This window comes from Nocardioides albus (genome assembly GCF_014648255.1).
In the GTDB taxonomy this organism is placed as follows: domain Bacteria; phylum Actinomycetota; class Actinomycetes; order Propionibacteriales; family Nocardioidaceae; genus Nocardioides; species Nocardioides albus.
The window spans coordinates 133,282-156,827 of record NZ_BMQT01000003.1; the positions used below are offsets into that span (position 1 = coordinate 133,282).

Sequence of the window (23,546 nt, forward strand, 5' to 3'; positions counted from 1 at the left end):
TCCCGACGGCCCGGACGATATCAGGCGTTACTGGCGAGTCATACGTCTGCCCCCGGCAGGTCGAAGAGCGGGATCCGCTCCCGTCGCACCAGGAAGGCGAAGGACGTCGTCCACGCGATGGTGACCACGACGACCAAGAGAGCCGCCGAACGAACGACAACGCCCTCGGCCTGGGTGGAGAGCACCAGCAGGATGGCGAACAACAACAGCCCCTGGAAGGTGAACACAGCGAACGCCCCGGGGAGCGAGAGGGCCGGCGACTTCGCGGCGATCCAGAACATCGCCCAGGTCCCGATGCCGAGGATGACCAGGGCAGCGATCGCGCCGATCGCGGCGCCGGCCAGACCGGTGCTTCCGGCGACGAAGAAGGCCACCACGAGGGCTACGAGCGCAGCGGCACCAGAGACTGCGGCAGAACCTCGCAGCACCATCGTCTTGCTGGTTGCGGTCGTCATCGTCGGCGGCCGTTCTCTCTGGGGGCATTTCACGCGGTCAGGAGCGTATCCTCAACGCTCGTGAAAACTATCACAAGCGGGTTTGGGTGCCCTAATTGATCGATCAAGGCACCGGCTGCTGTGGCTGCTCGTCGAGCGGCGTGAGGTCCTCGGGGACCTCGAGGAGCTTGTCGGTGCGCTCTCCGCGGATCTTGGGGAGGACGAAGGTGAGCAGCACGATGAGGGCGGTGGCGGTGGCGACGCCCGCGATGACCACCGGACCGCGGTAGAGAGTCACGAAGACCGAGCCGAAGGACATCAGGCCCGCCCAGAGCCACATGATCAGGACCGCACGACGCTGCGAGTGACCGATCTCGAGGAGGCGGTGGTGCAGGTGCTTCTTGTCGGCGGCGAACGGCGAGCGGCCGGCGCGGGTGCGGCGTACGACGGCCAGCACCAGGTCGACGAGCGGGACCACCAGGATCGTCAGCGGGAGCAGCAGGGGCAGGAAGGTCACCAGGAGCGCCGTGGAGGCGTCGAAGGCGTTCAGGTTCAGGCCACCGGCGTTGTAGGAGCCGGAGAGGGTCACCGCGCTGGCGGCGAGGATCAGACCGATCAGCATCGAGCCGCTGTCGCCCATGAACAGCCGGGCGGGGTGCCAGTTGTGGATCAGGAAGCCGACGCAGGCTCCCGCAAGCGCCACGCTCAGGAGCGCCGCAGTCGAGGCTCGGCCGATGTCGTTGATCCGGGTGAACTGGTAGCAGAACAGGAAGAGGGCGAGCGCCCCGATGGCGACCACGCCCGCGGCCAGGCCGTCGAGACCGTCGATGAAGTTGACGGCGTTGACCACGGTGATCACGACGAGCCCGGTGAGCAAGGCTCCCTGGGCGGGGTCGATGGCGAACTGGGTGCCGTCGGGGAAGGTGATCAGGCTGTACTGCAGGTTGAAGCCGACCAGGATCGCGGTCGCCAGCACCTGGCCGCCGAGCTTGGTGAGCGCGTCGAGCTCGAAGATGTCGTCGACGACGCCGACGATGCAGATCAGGGCGCCGGCCAGGATCACCACACCGGTGTCCTGGAGCACGAAGTCCGGCGCATCGGCGAGGAACGGCAGCTCGCGGGCGACCAGGTAGGCCGCGACGAGCCCGCCCAGCATCGCGACGCCACCCATGTAGGGGATCGGCACAGCGTGTACGTCACGGTCGCGGACCTTCGCGACGGCTCCCGTGCGCATCGCGAACTCGCGGGCGACGACGGTGAGCAGGTAGGTCACCACGGCGGCGACCAGGAAGAGGAGGACGTAGGCGCGCATCAGGCTTCTGTGTCGGCGTCCGTGGCGGGCGAGTCGGGCACGTCGGTCTCGGCGGCGGGGTCGGGGTCGCCCGGTCTCCGGATGGCGACGTCGTGCTTGGCGATGATCTCGTTGATCCGGTCGATGTTGATCGCGCCCTCGCGGAGGATCTTCGGTTCGTCGCCGGTGGCGGAGACGATCGTCGACGCCTCCCCGACCGGCGACTCGCCGCCGTCGAGGATGGCCTTGACCATCTTGCCCAGCATCGCCTCGGCCTGGTCGGCGTTGGTGGCGGCAGGCTTCGTGGTGCGGTTGGCCGAGCTGGTCGCCAGCGGACCGACCCGGTCGATGATCCGGCGCAGGATGTCGGAGTCCGGGATGCGTACGGCCACGGTCTGGCGGGCCTCGCCGAGGTCCCACTGCAGCGACGGCTGCTGGTGGAGCACGATCGTCAGCGCACCGGGCCACAGCTCCTCGACGAGGGTGCGCGCCCATTCGGGGATCCTCGTCGCAAGGGCGTCGAGGGTGGCGACGTTGGAGATCAGCACGGGCGGCGGCATCGCGCGGCCACGGCCCTTTGCGGCGAGCAGACCAGCCACGGCGCCCTTGTCGAACGCGTCGGCGGCGATGCCGTAGACCGTGTCGGTCGGCACGATCACGAGCTCGCCTGCCTGAAGGGCGGTCACAGCAGCATCGATCGCCTCGGTCTGCTCGTCCTCGGTGGCGATCGGGTAGCGCTCAGTCACAGTGCTCATGTTGCCAGTTGCGCGGTCGTGAAGCGCGGACGGCCTGCCAGATCTCGATGATCGCGTACGTCGTTCCATCTCCCGGTGCCGCTGAAGACCGCCGGGGCGCCGCCGTTCTGACCGTCCGGGCCCTGCTCGTCGGCGTGCTCGAAGCCGACCACTCCCCCGGGCCTGAGCAGCTCGGCGGCCCGCCGTTCGAGGACGCGGATCGCGTCCAGGCCGTCCTGGCCGGAGAAGAGGGCGAGGTCGGGGTCGTGGTCGCGCGCCTCGGCGGCGACAGACTCCCAGGCCTCGAGCGGGATGTAGGGCGGGTTGCAGACCAGCACGTCGACGGTGCCGTCCAGATCTGGGAACGCATCGGCCATGTCGCCCTGGCGCAGGTCCACGCCGGTGCCGCTCAGGTTGCGTACGGCCCAGGCATAGGCGTCGTCGGAGAGCTCGACCGCGTGGACGTCGGCGCCCGGGACCTCGTCGGCGATGCTCTTCGCGATCGCGCCCGACCCGGTGCAGAGATCGACGATGACGGGCCGGTCGGTGGTCGCCGCCTGGTCGATCGCCCAGCCGGCGAGCAGCTCGGTCTCGGGCCGGGGCACGAAGACGCCGGGGCCGACGGCGAGCTCGACGTGCCGGAAGTAGGCCACCCCGGTCAGGTGCTGCAGCGGCTCGCGCTCCGCACGCCGGGCGAGCAGGCGCGCATAGGCCTTCTCGTGGTGCTCTGCCACGTCGTCGACGAGGAAGAGGCGGTTGCGATCAGTATCGAGGACATGGGCCAGCAAGATGGCCGCATCGGCGTCCGGACTGGCGACACCGGCCTCTTCGAGCTGCTTTCGGGCACTTGCCAGAAGGGTGCGCGGGGCGGACATGGGCAACTGCTCCTGAAATGTGTTAGTCATGCTCTACCCGGCTGAGGGTAACGTTCGGCCGCTTCACTAGTTCTTCGGGTCATGTCGGGGGACGCGGGATTGACCGCACCCTCGTCGGGCACCGTGCTGCCCCACCATCACACCCGAGATCCCCCTGGAAGGAAACATCACCCCATGAAGTGGCCGTTGCTGCTTGCACTCATCGCCGTCCTCGCCGTTCTGATCTGGTTCTTCTTCGGACGACCGATTCGCAAGGGCGCCAAAACCCCGGATCGAGCCGAGAAGGACCACTCGAGCCCCGAGACCACCAGCGCTCCCGTCGCCGCTGTCGCCGTCCCCGCAGAGGCGTCGGTGACCGAGACGGCTGCTGAGGCCACAGACGAGCCCGAGACCATCGAGGCTGACGTCACCGACGTGGACACCGCCGCGGTCGTCGCGGAGGCCGAGAGCGTCACCGCTGCCGCTGCGGCCGAGACGACGGCTGATGAGCCGACCGCCGCGGACACCGAGGCCCCCGCGGCCGAGGAGACGACGGCTGCTCCCGTCGACACCGAGCCCGAGGTGGCCCCGGTCGCCGAGGCGCCCGCCGCGACCGATGGCGCTCCCTACGCCGGCGCGGTGCTGCCTGCCGCGGACGGAAGCAGCTCGGACGCTGCGTACGACATCAAGGGCAGCAGCGGGAAGAAGTACCACACCCCCGCGAGCCCCTACTACACCCGTACGAAGGCGGCCGTGTACTTCGACTCCGAGGAGTCGGCAGAGGCCGCCGGCTTCATCGCCGGGTTCAAGAAGAAGGTCGACGCCTGATCAGGGAGTCATTATCTGACGCCGAAGAGTCAGTATCTGACAGCGAGAGGTCAGTTTCTGAGCGCCAAGCAGACCTTGGGCTCCGCAAACTGACCTCTCGATCTCAAGAACTGACTTCTCGGCGTCAGGAACTGACTCTTCGGCGGGTCAGGAGTCGAGGCCGGCCAGGCGGGCGGCCAGGTCGGCGTCTACTGCGCTGGTGATCACGGGCTCCAGATCGCCGTCGAGCACCTGGTCCAGGTTGTAGGACTTGTAGCCGGTGCGGTGGTCGGAGATGCGGTTCTCCGGGAAGTTGTAGGTGCGGATGCGCTCGGAGCGGTCGACGGTGCGTACCTGGGAGCGGCGGGCGTCGGAGGCTTCCGCGTCGGCGGCATCCTGGGCGGCCTGGAGGAGGCGCGAACGGAGCACGCGCATGGCCTGCTCCTTGTTCTGCAGCTGTGACTTCTCGTTCTGCATCGAGACGACGATCCCGGTGGGTACGTGGGTGATCCGGACCGCTGAGTCGGTGGTGTTGACCGACTGGCCGCCGGGGCCCGAGGAGCGGTAGACGTCGATGCGGAGGTCGTTGTCGTTGATCTCGACATCGATCGGCTCGGCCTCGGGAACCACCAGGACACCGGCGGCGGAGGTGTGCACCCGACCCTGCGACTCGGTGACCGGCACCCGCTGGACGCGGTGTACGCCGCCCTCGAACTTGAGCAGCGCGTAGGGAGCTCGGCCGGGCTCGGAGGTCCCCTTCGCCTTCACCGCGACGGTGACCGACTTGTAGCCGCCGAGGTCGGACTCGTTGGCGTCGAGGAACTCGAGCTTCCAGCCCTGACGCTCGGCATAGCGGGTGTACATCCGCAGCAGGTCGCCGGCGAACAGCGCCGACTCCTCGCCGCCCTCCCCCGACTTCACCTCGAGGATGGCGTCCTTGTCGTCGGTCGGGTCACGTGGCACGAGCAGGCGGCGCAGGCGCTCCTCGGCCTCCTCGCGCTGCGGCACGAGCGCCTCTGCCTCCTCGGCGAACGAGGGGTCCTCCCCCGCCAGCTCGCGGGCGGCCTCCAGGTCGTCGCCGAGCTGCTGCCAGGAGTGGTAGGCGTCGATGATCGAGCTCAGCTCGGCGTACCGCTGGTTGAGCTTCTTGGCCAGGCGTGCATCGGCGTGGGTCTCGGGCTCGGCGAGCCGCTTCTCGAGGCCCTCGTGCTCCTCGATCAGCCCTTCGACCGCTTCAAACTGCGTCATTTGCGCCTCCGCTTCGCTCCGGCGGGACATCTCCGCCCGGGGGTGGTCTCTCTAAAACCGGGTGTCGCTGAAATACGCCAACGCCGGCCTCCTGCGAATGCAGGGGCCGGCGCTGGGAGGCAACTACTTGTTGCGCTTGCCGAAGCGAGCCTCGAAGCGAGCCACGCGACCGCCGGTGTCGAGGATCTTCTGCTTACCCGTGTAGAACGGGTGGCAGTTGGAGCACACGTCGGCGCGAATGGCGCCCTCGGCCACGGTGCTGCGGGTGGTGAACGAGGCGCCGCAGGTGCAGGTGACCTGGGTCTCGACGTAAGTCGGGTGGATGTCGGGCTTCATGAGGTTCCTCTCAAGACATGGGGCTCCGGGTCGCCACCGCAGGTTGCGGGACGTGAACCGGCACCGAGGATTCAGTGTATGTGAACGCCTGGGGCCGCCAATAATTCCCGACGGCCCCAGGAGCTTGTTCCTCAGCTCTTGGCTACCTGGTTGAGCAGCACCATGTTGGTGGCCGACCCTGCCACCTTTTCGACCAGCACCGAGGCGGCCTTGGCGCCCTCGAGCGTGGCCAGCGAGGCACGCAGCTTGCGCACCGCATCGCCCTCGCCACCGGCGAAGAGCAGGTCGTCGCGGCGGGTGCCGGAGGCGTTGACGTCGACGGCGGGGAAGATCCCTGCCTCCGCGTACTCCTCGCTCAGACGCAGCTCGGAGTTGGCGGTGTCCTTGAACGCGTCGAAGATGATCTCGTCGGTCTTCGAACCGGTCTCGACCGCAGCCGTGGCGAGAATGGTCAGCGAGCCGCCGTCCTCGACGTTGCGGGCCGCGCCGAAGAACCGCTTCGTCGGGTAGAGCGCCGCGGAGTCGACGCCGCCACCGAGGATCCGACCCGATGCCGGGACGGACAGGTTGTACGCCTTGCCGAGGCGGGTCAGCCCGTCGAGCAGGACGACCACGTCGTGGCCGAGCTCGACCAGGCGCTTGGCCCGCTCGATGGCCAGCTCGGCGACCACGGTGTGGTCGGCGGGCTGCCGGTCGAAGGTCGAGGCGATGACCTCACCCTTGACGCTGCGCTCGAAGTCGGTGACCTCCTCCGGGCGCTCGTCGACGAGCACGACCATCAGGTGGCACTCGGGGTTGTTGGCGGTGATCGCTCCGGCGATCGCCTGCAGGACGGTCGTCTTGCCCGCCTTGGACGGCGAGGCGATCAGGCCGCGCTGGCCCTTGCCGATCGGCGCCACCAGGTCGATGATCCGGCCGGTGACGGGGTCGGAGCCGCCCTCGAGGCGGAGCCGCTGGTCCGGGTGGACCGGCGCGAGCTTGTCGAACTCGACGCGGTGCTTGGCGATCTCGGGGTCGGCGCCATTGACCGAGTCGATACGCACCATCGGGTTGTACTTCTCCTTGCGCTCGCCCTCGCGGGGCTGGCGCACCTGGCCGACGATCGCGTCGCCACGGCGCAGGCCGAGACGCTTGACCAGCGACAGGGAGAGGTAGACGTCGTCCGGTCCGGGCAGGTAGCCGGAGGTGCGGACGAAGGCGTAGTTGTCGAGTACGTCCAGGATGCCCGCGGCAGGCACCAGCACGTCGTCCTCGAGGACGGTCGTGTCCGGCTCGCCGCGGCCCGGACGGTTGCGGTCGCGGTCACGGCCCCGGCGGCGGCGGTTGCGGCGGCTGCCGCCCTCTCCGTCGTCATCGCCCGCCTCGTCGGCAGACTCGGCCTGCCGCTCCTTCTGCGCGTCCTCGTTCTTCTTCTCGGCGGCAGGCTGGCCGGCCTTGGCCGGGCCCTTGCCCTGGTTCTGGTTCTGGCCCTGGTTCTGGCCACCGCCGGCGGGCTGGCCGCCTTGGCCACCGCTCTTGTTCTGGCTCTGGTTGCGCTGGCGGCGCGGGCGCTGACCGCCCTCGTTGCCGCCTTCGTTGCTCGCGTCGGCAGCCTCGGCGGGCTTCTCGGCGGGCTTCTCGGTCTTGTCGGCCGGCTTGTCGGCGGTCTTCGCCGCCGGCTTCTCAGCGGCAGGCTTCTCCGCGGGCCTCTTAGCTGCAGGCTTCTCTGCGGGCTTGTCGGCAGCAGGCTTGTCGGCAGCAGGCTTCTCGGCCTTCTGCGCCGGCGCAGACTGCGCCCGGTTGCCCTGGGCAGCCTTGATCGCGTCGATCAGCTGGGCCTTCTTCATCGAGTTCGCCCCGGCGATGCCCATCCCGTTGGCCATCGCCTTGAGGTCGGCGAGGAGCATTCCGCCAAGGCCACCACGCTTCTTCGGGGCTGCGTTCGGCTCCGGAGCGGTGGATTCCATGGTCTCAGTCACGTGAGTCCTTTCCCACGTATCGCCGATCGGCGTACGACACCGACGGCTCGTTTGTCAGAACCCCTGACGGGCCGACGCGCGCCAAACGAAGTGGCACGGCACGAAAGGGGGATAGCACATCCGTAGACCTGAACGGTCCGAGGGATGTATGTCCAGGCTAACACGCACCGCACCCACCTCAGCAGGGACCCGAGCCCGGACCTGGGGCGGTCAGAGGATGCGTACGCCGTCCATGTCGACGCTCAGTGCATGACAGGCCCAGCCCTCGGGGCAGCGGGCGGTGAGCTTGGTCGTCTCTGCCGACTCCACGCCGCTGCTGAAAGCCAGGACCGTGGGACCGGCGCCGGAGACGATCGCCGCGATGCCGTCGGCGCGCAGCTCGTCGACCAGGGCGAGCGACTCCGGCATGGCGGGCCGGCGGTATTCCTGGTGGAGGAAGTCGCGGGTGGCGCGGTGCAGGTGCTCGGGGGCATCGCTCAACGCGGCGACCAGGAGGGCCGTACGCCCCGCGTCGGCCGCCGCGTCGGAGTGCGGGACGGTCTCGGGCAGCAGGCCGCGGGCGGTCTTGGTCTCGACACCCGTGGCGGGGACGAAGACGACCACGCTGACCCGGGGGTCCACAGCGGTGCGTACCGCGAAGAAGCCGTCGTCGTCACCCGCGATCGTGAAGCCGCCGTGGAACGCGGGCGCCACGTTGTCGGGATGACCCTCGATCTCGGCGGCCTTCTGGAAGAGGGTGTCGTCGTCGAGGATCAGCTCTCCCCCGGCGACCAGAGCCCGCGCCAGCACCAGGCCGCCGACGATCGCGGCCGAGGACGAACCCATCCCGCGCGCATGCGGGATCCGGTTGTGGCAGTGCAGCCGCAGACCCGCAGGCTGCTTGCCGATGATCTCGAAGGCGGCCCGCATGGAGCGTACGACGAGGTGGGACTCGTCGAGCGGGACCGTGCCCTCGCCCGCACCCTCGACGGTGACCTCCAGCGTCCGTCCTCCGGTGGTCGAGCTTGTCGAGATCACCTCGCCGGTGAGCTCGTCACGCAGGTCGAGCGCCAGCCCGAGGGAGTCGTAGCCGGGACCGAGATTGGCGGAGGTGGCCGGGACGGTGACGGTCACCGGGCCTTCTACGAACGTCATCGGTGCCGCTACGCGAGCCCGGCCGCGGCAGCGGCGGCCTCGAGATCGGCGTCGATGATGATCTCGGGAAGCTCGCCGAAGAACTCCAGCGCGGTGGCGGTGTCCTTGAGCCCGTGACCGGTGACGGTGATGACCGTGGTGGCTCCGGCGTAGGTCTCCCCCGCCTCGAGGTCGGCGAGCAGGCCGGCGACACCGGCCGCCGAGGCAGGCTCGACGAAGACGCCGTCGTTGCGGGCGAGCAGCGACTGGGCGGTGAGGATCTGGTCATCGGAGAGCGCCCGGAACCGGCCGCCGGACTTCGCGGCCGCGGCCTCTGCGAGCTGCCACGAGGCCGGGTTGCCGATACGGATCGCGGTCGCCCTGGTCTCCGGGTGCTCGACGGGGTGGCCGAGCACGAGCGGCGCCGCGCCCTCGGCCTGGAAGGCGCGCATGACCGGGGTCTTGGTGGCGTGACCGGCCGCTGCGTACTGCTCATAGCCGAGCCAGTAGGCGGACAGGTTGCCGGCGTTGCCGATCGGCATCAGGTGGTAGTCGGGCGCGTCGCCCAGACGGTCCACGACCTCGAAGGAGGCCGTCTTCTGGCCCTCGAGGCGGATCGGGTTGACCGAGTTGACCAACGCGACCGGGTAGCTGTCGGCGAGCGCACGGGAGAGCTTGAGGCAGTCGTCGAAGTTGCCGCGTACCTTGACCACCTCGGCGCCGTGAACCAGGGCCTGGGCCATCTTGGCGGCGCTGATCTTGCCGTTGGGGACGAGCACGACCGGGGTGATCCCGGCCTTGGCGGCATAGGCGGCCATCGACGCCGAGGTGTTGCCGGTCGAGGCACAGACCACAGCCTTCGCGCCCTCGTGAACGGCGACGGAGATGGCCGCAGTCATGCCGCGGTCCTTGAACGAGCCGGTCGGGTTCTGACCCTCGACCTTCAGCCACACCTCACCTTTGGTGGCGCTGGAGAGCCACTCGGAGTGGACCAGCGGAGTGCCGCCCTCGCCGAGGGTGACCGCCGGGGTGTCCTGGGGGATGTCGAGGAGGGTGCGGTACTCCTCGATCACTCCGCGCCATTGACTGGTCATCAGACTGCTCCTTCTACGCGCATCACCGAGGCGACGTCGCGGACGTACTCCATCTCGCGCAGGTGCTGCACGGTCGCCGCGAGCGCGGCATCGGGGGCTTCGTGAGAGACGACGACGAGCTGGGCGTCCTCGCCACGTCCTTCCTGGCGTACGGCCTTGATCGAGACGCCGTGCTCGGAGAAGGCGGTCGCGACGGCGGCGAGCACGCCGGCCTTGTCGGCGACGTCGAGGCTGACGTGGTAGCGGGTGACGGTCTCCCCCATCGGGCGCACCGCGCGAGCGGCGTAGGAGGACTCGCCGAAGCTGCGGGTGCCGAGGACCTTGTTGCGGGCGATGGTGACCAGGTCGCCCAGGACGGCGCTCGCGGTGGGCTCTCCGCCTGCACCTTGACCGTAGAACATCAGGTCACCGGCCGAGGCGGACTCGACGAAGACGGCGTTGTAGGCGCCTCGCACGGTGGCGAGGGCGTGGGAGCGCGGGATCATCACGGGGTGGACCCGGACCGAGACATCGTCGTCGTCGAGCTCGGCGATCGCGAGCAGCTTGACGACTGATCCCATGGCCTTGGCCGAGGCGACGTCACCGGCGGTCACCTCGGTGATGCCCTCGCGGTAGACGTCGCTCGCGGTCACCCGGGTGTGGAAGGCGAGGCTCGCCAGGATCGCGGCCTTCGCGGCGGCGTCGAAGCCCTCGACGTCGGCGGTCGGGTCGGCCTCGGCGTAGCCCAGCTCCTGGGCCTCGGCGAGAGCCTCCTCGAAGCCGGCCCCGTAGGTGTCCATCTTGTCGAGGATGTAGTTGGTGGTGCCGTTGACGATGCCCATCACCTTGGTGACGTGGTCACCGACGAGCGAGTCGCGCAGCGGGCGAAGGATCGGGATCGCGCCGGCGACCGCGGCCTCGTAGTAGAGGTCGGTGCCGGCCTTCTCGGCGGCCTCGTAGAGCGTCGGGCCGTCTTCCGCGAGGAGCGCCTTGTTGGCGGTGACGACGCTGGCGCCGCTCTCCAGTGCCTTGAGGATGAGGCCGCGGGCCGGTTCGATGCCGCCGATCACCTCGATCACGAGGTCGACGTCGTCGCGGGCCACCAGGCCCTGCGCGTCGGTGGTGAGCAGCTCGGCGGGCACCTCGACGTCGCGGGGTGCATCGAGGCGGCGCACGGCCACGCCTCTGATCTCCAACGGGGCACCCACTCTGGCGGCGAGATCCGCATCGCCCTCGAGCAGGAGCCGGACCACCTGGGACCCCACCACACCGCAGCCGAGGACGGCTACGCCCAAGGGTTCGGCGGCGTGCGTGGTCGTCTTGTTGCTGCTCACGCGCCCAAGGGTATCCGGGACGGGCTCCGGGGTCCGACTTCCGCTCTAGGCGCGGACATTTCGGCGAGGTTGTGAAGCTGAGAGTGACCTATAGGCCCCTCTCAGCTTCACAACTAGCTCGACCGAGTCACCAGGACGACCTTCCCCGTCGTCTCACGGCCCTCGAGTGCGGCGTGGGCCACCGAGGCCTCGGCGAGCGGGAACCTCGATCCGACGTATGGCCTCCGCGTGCCGTCTGCTGCGGCCTCGAGCGCGGCCCGTTCGAACTCCTTGATCCGGCCCAGGACCCGGGGGCCGAGGATGTCGATGATCTTGGCGCCGCCCTCGTAGCCGTCCTGGTCGCCGGAGTACCGGACCATCCGCCCGTCGTCCTCGAGGTGGGCGTAGACCTGCCTGGGCACGTCGCCGCCGAGCCCGTCGAGAAGGACCGTGATCCGGGGCTCCTCGGCACGGAGCCGCTCCAGCCAACCGTCCGTGCGGTAGTCGATGACCGTCTGCGCGCCGAAGCCGCGAGCGACCTCGAGCTTGGCGTCCGAACCCGCGAGCCCGACCGCGCGAGCGCCCGCGTTGCGGATGCCCTGGAGCAGGATTGCGCCCATGCCACCAGCGGCCGAGGTGACCACGACGACGTCGTCGGGAGTGAGCTGGGCGTCGTCGAGCACCGCCGCCGAGGTGCGTCCGGTGCCGATCGCGGCGACGGCCTCGGCCGACTCCAGCCCGTCGGGGCGGAGATAGAGCTGCGTCTCGTCGGCGATGGCGAGCTCGGCGTAGCCGCCGCTGCTTCCCGGGCCGAGATGCGCGACCACCTTCGCGCCCAGCCAGGCCTCGTCGACGCCGCCACCGAGCTCGTCGACCACGCCGGCGACCTCACGACCGGGTGTCATCGGGAGCTCCGGTCGCGGCATCGTCGGCGGCAGGTCGCCGGCTCTGATCGAGGTGTCGAGGCGGTGGATGCCCGCGGCCTCCACCCTGATGCGTACCTGGCCCAGGCCTGGGGTCGGGTCGGGCACCTCCTCGAGGCGTAGGACCTCCGGGCCGCCGAACTCGTGCTGTCTGATTGCTCGCATACGGCGAGTCAACCTGCTCAAGTTGACTTGAGGTCAAGGGATTTCGGCAAGACCTCAGGCGAGCTCCGGGATCGGCCGGAGCACCGCAGCGACATCGCGCGCGAGGCGTACGCGGCGGAGCAGCTCTTCCGCATCCGGCTCCACGTCGGTGGTGACCGTGATGGCGTCGTTGCGGGCCACCACCCACAGGCGTTCGTCGACGACATGGCTGGCGAACCGGGACAGCGACCGGGCATGCTCCTCGTCCGCCGCGATGACGGCCCCGTCCGGAGTGGTCACGTTGGTCTTGGCGCGGAACTCCGGCGGGAAGAAGACCGGCGTAGGCACCCGGCCCGTGCCGGTGTTGCCCGAGCCTGGCGAGAGCCCGATCATCGCGGCAGTCTTGGGAAGACGGGCGGGAACCCGCACCACGACCCAGCGCGCCGCCCGCCAAGGGCCCTTCTCCGAGGATGCCTTGCCGTGCCAGTACTCGACCAGGATCCCGTCGCAGGTGCCGTCGATGACGAGGTCGCAGCGCTCGGCGCGTACGTCGGTCCCGAGCACCTCCCACCGCACCGGCCGCTGCGCCGCGGCCTTGCCGGTCACCACCGACCAGCCGAAGGTCTGCGCGGCGCGGGTCACGCTGTCCCGGCGCTCCTTCGTCAGCCGGGCGACCGAGGTGCGCGGCGCCTGCGACGGCGCCGCGGCTCGATCTGAGTAGACCCCCCTCGGCATGCGCTCCATCGTAAGCGCCCCGACCCCAGGATTTCGGGAAGGCGAAACCGAATTTCCTACAGAGGTCGCGCGATCTCCGATCCGGCAAGGTTTGATAGGTGGGTGCTGTTCCCCAACGCCGACCTCGAACGCATCCGCGCCGGCGAGGTCGATCTCGCCTTCCGCCGCTGGAAGCGACCGATGCACGTCGCCGGCGGTCGTCAGCGCACTCGGCTGGGCGTGGTCGAGTTCATCGCCGTCTCGCCGGTGACCTGCGACGCGATCACGGAGGACGACGCCCGCCGGGCAGGTACGACGCTCTCGGAGCTGCTGGCTTTCCTGTCCCGCAAGGACGGGGACGTCTACCGGATCGAGATGCGCTACGCCGGTGATGATGAGCGGATCGCCCTGCGCGCGAAGCGCCCGGGCAAGAAGGAGACCGCTGCGCTGGTCGCGAAGCTGGCGGACATGGACCGGCGCAGCCGCCGCGGTCCCTGGACCCGGCAGCACCTGGAGCTCATCGAGGCACGTCCCGGCGAGCTGGCCGAGACCATCGCAGCCTCGATCGGGCGGGAGAAGAAACCGTTCAAGTCTGACATCCGCCGCCTCAAGGAGCTCGGCCTCACCGAGTCGCTCCCCGTCGGCTACCGGCTCTCACCCCGAGGTCGCGCCGTCCTCCGTACCCTTCGTTCCAGCTGAGACGTCACCCCCGTCGGCCGAAGCGTCAGTTACGTCGACCGAGACGTCAGGTACGTCGGCCGAGTGGGCAGTTCGTGCCAACTCGGCCAACCGCAGCGACGTCTCGGCCGACCGGAGTGACGCTTCGGCCGACCGGGGTGACGTCTCGGCCGACCGGGGTGACGTCTCGGCCGACCGGGGTGACGCTTCGGCTGGGGCTAGCCCATGTCGGTGGCGAACAGGTCGTCCTCGGTCTCGCGCCGGACGATGACGCGGGACTCACCGTCGCGGACCGCGACGACCGGCGGCCGCAGCGCGTGGTTGTAGTTGGAGGCCATCGAGCGCCCGTAGGCGCCGGTGCCCGGGACTGCGATCAGATCGCCGGGCGCGACGTCCGCAGGCAGGAACTCGTGCTTGACCACGATGTCGCCGGACTCGCAGTGCTTGCCGACGACGCGGCCCAGGACAGGGCCGGCCGACGAGGCTCGCCCGGCGAGGGTGGCGGAGTAGTCGGCGTCGTAGAGAGCCGTGCGGATGTTGTCGCTCATCCCGCCGTCGACGCTCACGTAGGTGCGGGTGATACCGCCGTCGAGGGCGACCTCCTTGACCGTGCCGACCGTGTAGACGGTGCACATCGAGGGGCCCACGATGGCCCGGCCCGGCTCGATCGAGAGATGCGGGACCGCCAGGCCGAAGCCACGGCACTCGTGCTCGACGATCGCGGTCAGCTCCTCGGCCAGCGCCTTGGGCGTCGAGGGGTCGTCCTGGGTGGTGTAGGCGATGCCGAAGCCACCACCGAGGTCCATCTCGGGCAGCTCGGTGCCGAGCTCGTCCCGGATCCGGGCCTGCAGCGCCAGCACCCGCCGGGCGGCCACCTCGAAGCCGGAGGAGTCGAAGATCTGGGAGCCGATGTGGGAGTGGAGCCCGCGCAGCTCGACGTTCGGGGCGTCCAGGAGGCGGTGTACGGCTTCGAAGGCGTCGCCCGAGGAGATCGAGAAACCGAACTTCTGGTCCTCGTGGGCGGTGGCGATGTATTCGTGGGTGTGGGCCTCGACGCCGGCGGTGACTCGCACCATCACCCGGGCAACCACCCCGGTCTCGGCAGCGATCGCGGCGACCCGCTCGACCTCGGCGAAGGAGTCGACGATGATCCGCCCGACGCCGGCGACGATCGCCCGCCGCAGCTCCATCGGCGCCTTGTTGTTGCCGTGGTAGCCGATCTTCGCCGGGTCCACCTCGGCACGCAGCGCGACCGAGAGCTCACCGTCGGAGCACACGTCGAGGAAGAGCCCCTCCTGCGCCACCCAGCGCGCGACCTCGGTGCACAGGAACGCCTTGCCGGCGTAGTAGACGTCATAGCCCGTGAAGGCGTCACGGAACGCGCGGGCGCGCTCGCGGAAGTCGACCTCGTCCAAGACGTACGCAGGGGTGTTGATGTTCGCGACCAGGTCGGGCACCGCGACCCCACCGACCGTGAGGACACCGCTCGCGTCCTTGGACGCCGTTGCCGACCACAGCGCCGGAACGAGGGCGTTGACGTCGTCCGGGGTCTTCAGCCACACCGGGGAGGTGCCGGTGAACGAGCCCGGCGATGCGTGCGCGCTCACATCCGCTCCGGAGCGGAGACCCCGAGCAGCCCGAGGCCGTTGGCGAAGACGGTGCGGGCGGCGGAGACGAGCGCAAGCCGGGCCAGGTTGACGGGGGCCACCGGCTCGTCGCCCTTGGGCAGCATCCGGCAGTCGTCATCGTCGTACCAGCGGTGGAAGATGCCGGCGGTGTCCTCCAGATAGCGAGCGACCCGGTGCGGCTCGCGCAGCTCGGCGGCGGTCGCGACCACGCGCGGCAGCTCGGCCAGCGCGCGCAGCAGCTCGCCCTCGCGCTCGTGGGTGAGCAGCGACGGGTCGAAGGTGTCGAGATCGATCGCCATGCCGTGGTCTGCGGCGTTGGCCATCATCCGGCAGGTGCGCGCGTGGACGTACTGCACGTAGTAGACCGGGTTGGCGCTGTCGGCCTTGGCCCACAGGTCCAGGTCGATGTCGATGTTGGAGTCGCTGGAGTAGCGGGCCAGCGCGTAGCGGGCGGCGTCGACCCCGATCGCCTCGACGATGTCGTCGATGGTGACCACGGTGCCGGCACGCTTCGACATCCGCATCGGCTGGCCGTCCTTGAGGAGGTTGACCATCTGGCCGATCAGGATCTCGAGGTTCTCGTGGGGGGTGTCGCCGAAGGCGGCGCACATCGCCATCATCCGGCCGACGTAGCCGTGGTGGTCGGCGCCCAGCATGATGAAGCAGCGGTCGAAGCCGCGCTCACGCTTGTCGAGGTAGTAGGCGAGGTCGCCGGAGAAGTAGGCCCCGTTGCCGTCGGCCTTGATGACGACGCGGTCCTTGTCGTCGCCGAACTTCTCGGTCGCGAGCCAGATCGCGCCGTCCTTCTCGTAGACGTTGCCGAGCTCCTTGAGCTTCTCGATGGCTCGGTCCACGGCGCCGGACTTGTGCAGGTTGTCCTCGTGGAAGTAGACGTCGAACTCGACGTTGAAGTCGTGCAGGCTCTGCTTGATCTCGGAGAACATCAGGTCGACGCCGATCGCGCGGAAGACCTCCTGCGGGTCGTCGCTCTCGAGCGCCTTCGGCTCCTTGGCGAGGACCTGCTTGGCGATCTCCTCGATGTACGCCCCGCCGTAGCCATCCTCCGGCACCGGCTTGCCCTGCGCCCAGGCCAGCAGCGAGCGCGCGAAGCGGTCGATCTGGCCGCCGTGGTCGTTGAAGTAGTACTCCCGGGTGACCTCGGCGCCGGACGCCTCCAGGACACGACCGAGCGCGTCGCCGACCGCGGCCCAGCGAACTCCGCCGAGGTGCAGCGGTCCGGTTGGGTTGGCGGAGACGAACTCCAGGTTGATGTTGTGTCCCGCGAAGGCGTCGTTGTTGCCGTAGGCGGCGCCGGCGGCGACGATCTCGGCCGCCAGCTTGCCCTGGGCGCCGGCCTCGACAGAGATGTTCAGGAAGCCTGGCCCGGCGATCTCGACGTCCGCGATCCCCTCGGTCGCCTTGAGCTTCTCAGCCACCTGCTCCCCGAGCGCGCGGGGGTTCATACCCGCCTTCTTGGCCAGCTGCAGCGCCACGTTGGTGGCGTAGTCGCCGTGACCCTTCTGCCGGGGTCGCTCCACCGTGACAGTGCTCGGGACGCCGTCGGGAAGGGTGATCGCACCCTCATCGACGAGCGCGGTGAGGACATCGACGACCGCGGTGGAAAGCTGCTCAGGAGTCACGAGGTCCAGCGTATAAGCGCCAGTCGGTTTCACCGTTATCCGTCCCAGCCTGTAGGGTTCCATCTGCACCACTCAGGTGGTGCATGCCTCCGTAGCTCAGGGGATAGAGCGCCGGTTTCCGGTACCGTAGGCCGCAGGTTCGATTCCTGCCGGGGGCACAGATGAAACCGCTGGGTGACCAGCGGTTTCTCTCATTTCGCGCGGCGGTCCAGGACCGGTTCCACGGCGAGCACCCCGATGACGGCGAGGGTCGCTGCGACTGCCACGCTCACCTCGCCGGCCCGGACGATCACGACGATCGCGGCGGCCGTCACGACGTACGGACGCAGGAACGTGCACGGGCCGAGGATGATCGCGGAGGCGAGGTATCTCAGCTCCCAGCGCAGGATCCCGTACGCCGCCAGCGCAAGCAGCACGACGGCAGCGAACGGCGCGATGATCAGCAGGAACAGGTCGGCGGCCGAGACGTACGCCTCGAGGTCCTGTCCCAGGAGCAGGTCGATCGCGAGAACGCCGACCGCTGCCGACGACAGCCACGGGAACAGGCGAACCCCGCGGAGCATGCCCACGTGGTCCTCGTGAGCGTGGTCGACCAGCCCGCTGCGGCCCTGAGCGGAGCGGAACCCGCTGAAGGCGGCGTCGAGGAGGCCGAGCAGCACGAGGACGACGAGACTCATCGACGCACGCCCACGAGCGGACGCAGCACGTCGAGCGCTCGCGGATGCCAACGCGAACCCTCCCGCACCTCGACGTCATGGTCCGGTGCACCACGGCTCGCGGCCGCGAGCAGCGTCTCGGCCGGATGCGCCCGGCGGGCCGACATCACGCCGTCGTGGCGGGAGACCGCCTCGCGCATCCGTGCCTGATGGAAGAGCCAGGCGCCCATAGTCGACCACAGGCACGGCGCGATGTCCCAGTGCGCGAATGCCGCGACGCCCAGTCGCGCCTGCGCGGCGAAGAACCCGTCGAGGTCCTCTGGAGCGAGGTGGTGCATGAGCCCGCTGGACACGACCACGGTCCGTGATCCGTCTTCGATGACGCCCCCGGGCTCGAACGCGTCAGCCGAGACGAACCGGCAGTCCAACCCCTCGAGCGCGGCCAGTCGCGAGGCCTCGGCGACGAGCACGGCGTTGAGGTCGACCCCGACCAGGTCGACGTGCGCGGGGAGCTCACCCCGGGCCGCGATCGAGCGCAGCACGTGCCCGAGCCCGCAGCCCACGTCGACGACTCGCACGGGCGCGGACCCGGCCGGAAGCAACGTACGCACCACGGAAGCCACTCGCCGGCCCAGCTGCAGCTCCTCCCCCAGCCGCTGCAGCTCCCGATGGATCCGCAGCCCGAGCGCGTCGATCGCCTCCGCGTCGAGGACTCCGTCGCGCGCAGGCAGCATGGAGACGACCTGCGCCGCGCGCACCTGACCCCGCGATCGCAGCAGCTCGACCGCATCGGCCCTGACCACCGCCGTACCCGAGCTCGACCAGAGCAGGTCGGTGATCTCCAACGGTCCGTCGCGCATGGCGGAAGTCAACACGAAGAGGCGCCAGAAGAAGCGCTTCGCCCCTTCAGTGTCGGCGCGTCAGCGCGCAGCGGCATCCTCGGCGAGCGTGTGTGCGACGAGGGCATTGGCGTGACCGTGCCCGAGGGCGTACTCGCTCTTCAGATGGGCCACGAGCTCCATGTGCTTGCTGCTCCCGTGGTCGCGGATGATCTGCTTCCACTCAGCGATCGGGCGGCCGTACTTCTTCTCGATGGACGGGAAGTAGGAGGCGGGGCCCTTCACCTGGTCGGTCATCTCTGGTCTCCTTGTGCGTGCGTGGCGACCATCGCCACTCACCAACGCGTCGAGCAGAGCATCGCCATCTCGACACGGATCGACAACAGAATTCGGGAGACGTACGTGACCAGCTATCCCCCAGCCCCTTGGCACATGCACGGATCGATGTGGCTCTCGGTCTACCGGCTCGGACACCATGTCGACGAGCGGCACCCGAAGGGCATCTACGCCGTCGCCCTGGTCGACTACACCGACCCCAGCCCGCTTACCTACCACGAGCTCCTCTCCGCCCGGGTGATCACCGCGTCCAACGGGAAGAAGGCGGTGAGCGTGGTCGACATCTGGGTGGACTCCCCCGACTCCGTGGCCGGCGGCCGTACGTTGTGGGCGATCCCGAAGGGGCTGGCCAAGTTCAGCGGAGGAGCCTCCACGAAGGGGCCGCTGGCGACCCACACCTGGGAGGCGAGCCACGACGAGGGCCCGATCGCCACCGCTAGGTTCAGCGACGTCACCCAGCTGGCTCCGCGCCTCCCGATGAAGGGCAACGTCGAGCAGCCCGGGATCGAGGAGCACCCTGACACCGCCTGGCTCACCATGGACGGCCGGGCCAGGCTCCTGCCCGCGCACGGCAGCTGGAACTTCGACCCCGACGGCCCCCTCGCCTACCTCCGCGACGCGACCAAGATCGGCTCGTTCCGCGGCAAGGACTTCGAGATCGCCTTCGGCTGAGCGAGGGTGTCGGTGGCTGCCGGTAGCGTCGAGGGACATGAATGCACTCCACATCGACTACCTCGAGCTCGCGGTCACCGACCTCCCCGGCTCGCGCGCCTTCTACGAGTCCGCCTTCGGCTGGTCCTTCAACGACTACGGCGGGATGTACGCCGGGATCGTCGGACCTGACGGCACGGACGAGAACGGCGGGATGTACGCCTCCGAGACCCCGGTCGCCCCGCTCCCGTTGATCCGCACGACCGATCTCGAGGCCGCGGTCTCGGCCGTCGAGAAGGCCGGCGGCACGATCACCGAAGTGCCCTACGACTACCCCGGCGGGCGCCGGTTCATCTTCACCGACCCGTCCGGGAATCGGCTCGGGGTCTACCAGCCTGCTGAGTAGTCCCGATATCTAAGGCTCGACCGGATTACCGGGAGCGCCCTAGACTCCGACCGCATGACCGACGCTACGCCGGCTCTGCTCGCGTATCTGTCCCGGTGGCTCGATGAGTCCCAGGGCGATCGCGACGCGGAAGCCGTTCTCTGGGGGAGAGTCGCGAAGGTGGGCGAAGAGGCCGGCGAGGCCATCGCCGCACTCATCGGAGCCACCGAGCAGGGCCCCCGACGATCCATCACCCACAGCTACGACGATGTCGTCGACGGGCTCTTCGACGCTGCGCTCACCGCGATGACGGCGGTCGAGCAGATCGCCGGCGCCGAGCGCGCCGGCGCGCCGACCTAGGACTTGCGCTTCGCGGCCTTCCGCTGAGCGCGGAGGCGGCGCTCCTCGGCGTACATCGTCTCGGCCTCCTCCAGCGTGGGAGCCGAGCCGCCGTACGCCTTCGGCAGCCACCACGAGCCCGGGGGCTGCTCCTCGGCCGGGTGCGCCTTGATCAGCCGGTCGAGCATGCCCTCCATCTGCGCCTTGAGCGCAGCCGTCTCGGCGGCCGGGTCCTCCCCGGTCACCGGCAGCGGCGGGCCGATCTCGATGCCGACGGTCTTGTGCCGCGACAGGTCGACCTTCTGGCCCTTGGTCATGATCCGCTGGGTGCCCCACAGCACGACCGGGATCAGCGGGACGCCGGCCTCGGCGGCGATGCGTACGGTGCCGGTCTTGAGGTCCTTGATCAGGAACGAGCGCGAGATCGTGGCCTCGGGGAAGATCCCGACGACCTCACCCTTCTGGAGATAGTCGACGGCCTTCTTCATCCCGGCCGCGCCGTAGCTGCGGTCGATCGGGATGTGGTGGAACGAGCGCATCACCGGGCCGCCGACGGGGTGGTCGAAGACCTCCTTCTTGGCGATGAAGCGGGTCAGCCGGCCCCGCTCGGCCCCGGGGAAACCGGCCATGACGTAGTCGACGAAGGAGAGGTGGTTGACCGCCAGGAGGGCGCCGCCCTTCTCCGGGATGTGCTCCGCGCCGGTCATGTTGATCTTGATGTCGCCGAGCTTGAACCAGGTGCGAGCCGCGGCGATCGTGACCGGATAGCTGATGTCCATGGGCGAATCGTGTCACGTAGCGATGAACTCCGTCCGACTAGCCTCGCCACGTGAGCACCCTTTACGTGACGACGACCGACGGGCTCCGGCTGGCCGTCACCGACTTCGGGTCTCGCGGCGACACCCGCCCGACGGTGGTCTGCGTCCACGGCTACCCCGACAACTCCAGCGTGTGGCTCCCGTTGGTCAGGATCCTCGGCAGCGAGCTGCGAATCGTGACCTACGACGTACGCGGCCACGGCAGCTCGCAGGCGCCGGCCGCCCGCGAGGGCTACCTGATCGAGCAGCTCAACGCCGACCTCCAAGCCGTCATCGACGCGGTGAGCCCGGCGGCGCCGGTGCACCTGCTCGCCCACGACTGGGGATCGACCCAGACCTGGGACGCGGTCGCCGGCAACGTACCGTCCGAACGGATCGCGTCGTTCACCTCGATCTCCGGACCGAGCCTCGATCAGACCGGTGCCTGGCTGCGTACGCCCGGCCGAACCGCCCGCGGAGTGCTCGAGCGTCTGAAGCAGGGCGCCGGGTCGGCCTACATCGGGTTCTTCCAGGCACCGCTGCTTCCCGAGCTCGCCTGGCGTTCGGGCGTGCTCGACCGGGTCGTCGGCGGCTCGGCGCACGACCGCACCCGCTCCGACCGGATCAACGGCCTGGAGCTCTACCGGGCCAACGCGATCGCCCGGATGGCCCGCCCGCAGCCTCGCCCCGTGACGGTCCCCGTCCAGGTCATCGCCCCGATCGGCGACGCCTACGTCAGCCGTGCGCTGGCGGCCGAGGCGCCCAGGCCGTACGTCACAGACCTGACCGTCCACGAGATCGAGGGCTCTCACTGGGTGGTCGCCGACCACCCCGAACGGGTCGCGCCGCTGGTGCGCGACTTCGTGAGGGCGAGAAGCTAACCGCGGCAGCCGCGGTTGAGCCTGCCGTCGTGGCGGGCGTCGTTGCCCATCGCGCGGGCCGCCCCGACGTTGGGAAACACCACGCTGGCGGCGCCGGCGTTGCCGATCCCGCCGGGAACGACACAGGTGCGGACCTTGCCCGGGTTGATCGCGGCGACCGCGTGAGCGAGCTGGTAGAGGTCGCGGCCGGAGAGGCCGGTGGTGTGCATCTTCTTCATCACCAGTGCGACGCCCTTGGCCATGAAGCCGGTCTCGTTCTGCCGGGCGACGATCTTGCGATGGATGCCGCGGATGACCCGAGACTGGTTGGCCGAGCGGTCGAAGTCGCCGCCGGGCAGCGTCTTGCGGGCCCGCGCGAAGTCGACCGAGTGCGGGCCGCTGATGTGGATGCGGCCCTTCTTGAAGCCGTAGCGCGCGACGTAGGGGTCGCTGAAGGCGCGTGGATTGTCGACGTCGACCCCGCCGATCCCGATCACCAGGTCGCTCATGCCGGAGAAGGAGGTGACGAAGACGTACTGCGGCTGCACGCCGACCAGGTTGCCGACCGCCCGGCCCATCAGCTTCGGGCCGCCCGCGGTCAGCGCCTCGTTGATCTTGGAGCGGCCGTGGCCGGGGATGTTGACGTAGGAGTCACGCGGGATCGAGATGTCCGTCGCGTAGCCGGTGGACGGGTTGAAGCCGATCAGGTGCAGCGCGTCGCCACGGGTGCGGGTGACCTTCTGGCCGGGACGGGCGTCCGAGCCGACGGCCAGGACCCAGATGGTGCCGCCCTTGCGGGTGTGCTGGGCGACGTCGAGACCCTTGGCCCACTTGGTCGCGATCAGCTCGGCCCGCGGCTCGGCGACCTGGGCGTCCGGCACCAGGAAGGCGGTCGTCGCGAGCACCAGGCCGAGCGCGAGGGTGGTCAGGAGGCGGCGGCGTACGGACTTCGTCATGCGGTTCACGACTTGTCTCCGGACTTGCTGGACGAGGACGGGCTGGGCGAGGTGGACGGCGCCGAGGACGGGTCCAGCGCCGGCTTCTCCTCGCGGGTGATGTTGAAGCCGAAGACGGCCCAGGAGCTCTTGGTCGGCACCAGGTCGAGGCTGCCACGGACGGTCTGACGGGCCTCGCGCTCACCAGTGGTGTCGTAGACCAGCCGCACCCGTGCGACCGCGCCGACCGGGTAGTTGTTGTTGGCCAGCAGATCGACGTGGACGTCGCTGGAGACCACCTCGACGCCGTCGATGTGGGGAGCGATCGTGGCGCTGCTCATCAGACTCATCTGCTTGCCGGCCTGGGCGATCGAACCCTTGGAGAAGCCCGGAAATGACGTCGCGGTGAAGGTGGCGGTGGCGCGCGGAAAGTCACCCCCGACGTACGCAGCCTGCAGCCAGCGGTCGACGACCGCGGCGACGTTCGTGGCGACCGCCTGGTGCCGGCTCTTGGGGAACCTGCCCTGCACGTGGATGAGCTTGGCCGCCGATTTCACCGTGGCCGGCGGGGGCGCCGACGGGGACGGCGAGGCCGCAGGCTTGTCGGGCTCGCCACCGCATCCGGCAAGTGCCACGGTGCCGGCCAGGGCCGCCGCGGTGAGGGCCGTTGCGACGCGCCGGCCGCTCGAACGACCGGGCCTCGTGCTGCTGCTCGTCATGTGGGGAATCCGCCTCGTCGACCTGCTCTGGGACCGGGCCACTGTACGCACAACGACCCGGGTGGCAACTCACCCGGCAGGTAACGCAAGATGTGTGACGGATTACATCCTGTCCACAGGTGGAGCCTGCATCGGGCATTT

26 protein-coding genes and 1 tRNA gene are annotated in these 23,546 nt (G+C 69.4%); 7 read left to right on the forward strand and 20 right to left on the reverse strand.

The features are described from left to right. Window positions 1-38 precede the first annotated feature (38 nt). The 4 genes from IEY84_RS06835 to prmC all read right to left on the reverse strand — a co-directional run bounded on the left by IEY84_RS06835 (window position 39) and on the right by prmC (window position 3,334). A complete protein-coding gene (locus IEY84_RS06835) occupies window positions 39-455 on the reverse strand; it encodes a hypothetical protein (protein ID WP_183543639.1) in 417 nt (138 codons plus the stop codon). Between the two features lie 103 nt (window positions 456-558). After that, a complete protein-coding gene (locus IEY84_RS06840; protein WP_183543641.1) occupies window positions 559-1,746 on the reverse strand; it encodes a glycosyltransferase family 4 protein in 1,188 nt (395 codons plus the stop codon). After that, window positions 1,746-2,480, reverse strand: coding sequence for an L-threonylcarbamoyladenylate synthase (locus IEY84_RS06845; RefSeq protein WP_221208631.1), 735 nt, complete (start codon window positions 2,478-2,480; stop codon window positions 1,746-1,748). Before IEY84_RS06845 ends, IEY84_RS06840 begins: the two co-directional genes overlap by 1 nt. Beyond that, the gene (gene prmC, locus IEY84_RS06850; protein WP_183543643.1) at window positions 2,477-3,334 is read right to left on the reverse strand and encodes a peptide chain release factor N(5)-glutamine methyltransferase; all 858 of its coding nucleotides are present in this window, start codon (window positions 3,332-3,334) and stop codon (window positions 2,477-2,479) included. Before prmC ends, IEY84_RS06845 begins: the two co-directional genes overlap by 4 nt. Before the next feature lie 174 nt (window positions 3,335-3,508). Here prmC and IEY84_RS06855 point away from each other — a divergent pair, with 174 nt between their 5' ends. After that, on the forward strand, window positions 3,509-4,141 hold the full coding sequence (locus IEY84_RS06855) for a sunset domain-containing protein (RefSeq protein WP_183543645.1): 633 nt from the start codon (window positions 3,509-3,511) through the stop codon (window positions 4,139-4,141). 147 nt (window positions 4,142-4,288) lie between these two features. Here the strand turns inward: IEY84_RS06855 and prfA are convergent, their stop codons facing one another. The 8 genes from prfA to IEY84_RS06895 all read right to left on the reverse strand — a co-directional run bounded on the left by prfA (window position 4,289) and on the right by IEY84_RS06895 (window position 12,963). Next, on the reverse strand, window positions 4,289-5,368 hold the full coding sequence (prfA, locus tag IEY84_RS06860; protein WP_183543647.1) for a peptide chain release factor 1: 1,080 nt from the start codon (window positions 5,366-5,368) through the stop codon (window positions 4,289-4,291). A 123-nt stretch (window positions 5,369-5,491) separates the two neighbouring features. Further along, window positions 5,492-5,704: a 50S ribosomal protein L31 gene (gene rpmE, locus IEY84_RS06865; protein ID WP_183543649.1), complete on the reverse strand. Its 213-nt coding sequence runs from the start codon at window positions 5,702-5,704 to the stop codon at window positions 5,492-5,494. 131 nt (window positions 5,705-5,835) lie between these two features. Then, window positions 5,836-7,662, reverse strand: coding sequence for a transcription termination factor Rho (rho, locus tag IEY84_RS06870; RefSeq protein ID WP_183543651.1), 1,827 nt, complete (start codon window positions 7,660-7,662; stop codon window positions 5,836-5,838). Window positions 7,663-7,872: 210 nt separating this feature from the next. Then, complete coding sequence (thrB, locus tag IEY84_RS06875; protein ID WP_183543653.1) at window positions 7,873-8,796, reverse strand: homoserine kinase; 924 nt, start codon at window positions 8,794-8,796, stop codon at window positions 7,873-7,875. Between the two features lie 8 nt (window positions 8,797-8,804). After that, entirely contained in the window at window positions 8,805-9,869 is a 1,065-nt protein-coding gene (gene thrC / locus IEY84_RS06880) for a threonine synthase (protein WP_183543655.1), read from the reverse strand. Beyond that, window positions 9,869-11,182 (reverse strand): homoserine dehydrogenase, encoded by a 1,314-nt coding sequence (locus tag IEY84_RS06885; RefSeq protein WP_183543657.1) that lies wholly within the window; start codon window positions 11,180-11,182, stop codon window positions 9,869-9,871. The genes thrC and IEY84_RS06885 overlap by 1 nt, the downstream gene beginning before the upstream one ends. Window positions 11,183-11,295: 113 nt before the next feature. Continuing rightward, window positions 11,296-12,249: an alcohol dehydrogenase catalytic domain-containing protein gene (locus IEY84_RS06890; protein WP_183543659.1), complete on the reverse strand. Its 954-nt coding sequence runs from the start codon at window positions 12,247-12,249 to the stop codon at window positions 11,296-11,298. Between the two features lie 54 nt (window positions 12,250-12,303). Continuing rightward, entirely contained in the window at window positions 12,304-12,963 is a 660-nt protein-coding gene (locus IEY84_RS06895) for a hypothetical protein (protein WP_183543661.1), read from the reverse strand. Window positions 12,964-13,065: 102 nt separating this feature from the next. On the opposite strand from IEY84_RS06895, the gene IEY84_RS06900 reads away from it, so the two are divergent. Continuing rightward, window positions 13,066-13,641, forward strand: a complete 576-nt coding sequence (locus IEY84_RS06900) for an ASCH domain-containing protein (RefSeq protein ID WP_183543663.1) — start codon at window positions 13,066-13,068, stop codon at window positions 13,639-13,641. A 197-nt stretch (window positions 13,642-13,838) separates the two neighbouring features. Here the strand turns inward: IEY84_RS06900 and lysA are convergent, their stop codons facing one another. Beyond that, on the reverse strand, window positions 13,839-15,227 hold the full coding sequence (gene lysA, locus IEY84_RS06905; RefSeq protein WP_183543665.1) for a diaminopimelate decarboxylase: 1,389 nt from the start codon (window positions 15,225-15,227) through the stop codon (window positions 13,839-13,841). Further along, complete coding sequence (argS, locus tag IEY84_RS06910; RefSeq protein ID WP_183543667.1) at window positions 15,224-16,888, reverse strand: arginine--tRNA ligase; 1,665 nt, start codon at window positions 16,886-16,888, stop codon at window positions 15,224-15,226. The genes lysA and argS overlap by 4 nt, the downstream gene beginning before the upstream one ends. An 85-nt stretch (window positions 16,889-16,973) precedes the next feature. Between argS and IEY84_RS06915 the strand changes: the two genes are divergently transcribed. Beyond that, window positions 16,974-17,046, forward strand: a tRNA-Arg gene (locus IEY84_RS06915). 33 nt (window positions 17,047-17,079) lie between these two features. Here IEY84_RS06915 and IEY84_RS06920 read toward each other — a convergent pair. Genes IEY84_RS06920 through IEY84_RS06930 form a run of 3 tightly spaced genes read right to left on the reverse strand, consistent with a single transcriptional unit; the run spans window position 17,080 to window position 18,680 of the window. Continuing rightward, the gene (locus IEY84_RS06920; protein ID WP_183543669.1) at window positions 17,080-17,565 is read right to left on the reverse strand and encodes a hypothetical protein; all 486 of its coding nucleotides are present in this window, start codon (window positions 17,563-17,565) and stop codon (window positions 17,080-17,082) included. After that, window positions 17,562-18,404: a class I SAM-dependent methyltransferase gene (locus IEY84_RS06925; protein WP_183543671.1), complete on the reverse strand. Its 843-nt coding sequence runs from the start codon at window positions 18,402-18,404 to the stop codon at window positions 17,562-17,564. The genes IEY84_RS06920 and IEY84_RS06925 overlap by 4 nt, the downstream gene beginning before the upstream one ends. Before the next feature lie 60 nt (window positions 18,405-18,464). Beyond that, the gene (locus IEY84_RS06930) at window positions 18,465-18,680 is read right to left on the reverse strand and encodes a DUF4287 domain-containing protein (RefSeq protein WP_183543673.1); all 216 of its coding nucleotides are present in this window, start codon (window positions 18,678-18,680) and stop codon (window positions 18,465-18,467) included. Window positions 18,681-18,701: 21 nt separating this feature from the next. Between IEY84_RS06930 and IEY84_RS06935 the strand changes: the two genes are divergently transcribed. Genes IEY84_RS06935 through IEY84_RS06945 form a run of 3 tightly spaced genes read left to right on the forward strand, consistent with a single transcriptional unit; the run spans window position 18,702 to window position 20,115 of the window. Further along, window positions 18,702-19,391 (forward strand): acetoacetate decarboxylase family protein, encoded by a 690-nt coding sequence (locus IEY84_RS06935; protein ID WP_183543675.1) that lies wholly within the window; start codon window positions 18,702-18,704, stop codon window positions 19,389-19,391. Window positions 19,392-19,428: 37 nt separating this feature from the next. Then, window positions 19,429-19,776 (forward strand): VOC family protein, encoded by a 348-nt coding sequence (locus tag IEY84_RS06940; RefSeq protein ID WP_183543677.1) that lies wholly within the window; start codon window positions 19,429-19,431, stop codon window positions 19,774-19,776. 54 nt (window positions 19,777-19,830) lie between these two features. Next, window positions 19,831-20,115: a MazG-like family protein gene (locus tag IEY84_RS06945; RefSeq protein ID WP_183543679.1), complete on the forward strand. Its 285-nt coding sequence runs from the start codon at window positions 19,831-19,833 to the stop codon at window positions 20,113-20,115. Here IEY84_RS06945 and IEY84_RS06950 read toward each other — a convergent pair. Beyond that, entirely contained in the window at window positions 20,112-20,873 is a 762-nt protein-coding gene (locus IEY84_RS06950) for a lysophospholipid acyltransferase family protein (RefSeq protein WP_183543681.1), read from the reverse strand. The genes IEY84_RS06945 and IEY84_RS06950 overlap by 4 nt on opposite strands. Before the next feature lie 50 nt (window positions 20,874-20,923). Here IEY84_RS06950 and IEY84_RS06955 point away from each other — a divergent pair, with 50 nt between their 5' ends. Further along, a complete protein-coding gene (locus IEY84_RS06955; RefSeq protein ID WP_183543683.1) occupies window positions 20,924-21,772 on the forward strand; it encodes an alpha/beta fold hydrolase in 849 nt (282 codons plus the stop codon). Here the strand turns inward: IEY84_RS06955 and IEY84_RS06960 are convergent. Both IEY84_RS06960 and IEY84_RS06965 read right to left on the reverse strand, forming a co-directional pair. After that, window positions 21,769-22,707: an LCP family protein gene (locus tag IEY84_RS06960; protein ID WP_183544480.1), complete on the reverse strand. Its 939-nt coding sequence runs from the start codon at window positions 22,705-22,707 to the stop codon at window positions 21,769-21,771. The two genes, IEY84_RS06955 and IEY84_RS06960, sit on opposite strands and share 4 nt — an antisense overlap. A 5-nt stretch (window positions 22,708-22,712) precedes the next feature. After that, a complete protein-coding gene (locus IEY84_RS06965) occupies window positions 22,713-23,405 on the reverse strand; it encodes a hypothetical protein (RefSeq protein WP_183543685.1) in 693 nt (230 codons plus the stop codon). Window positions 23,406-23,546: the final 141 nt, after the last annotated feature.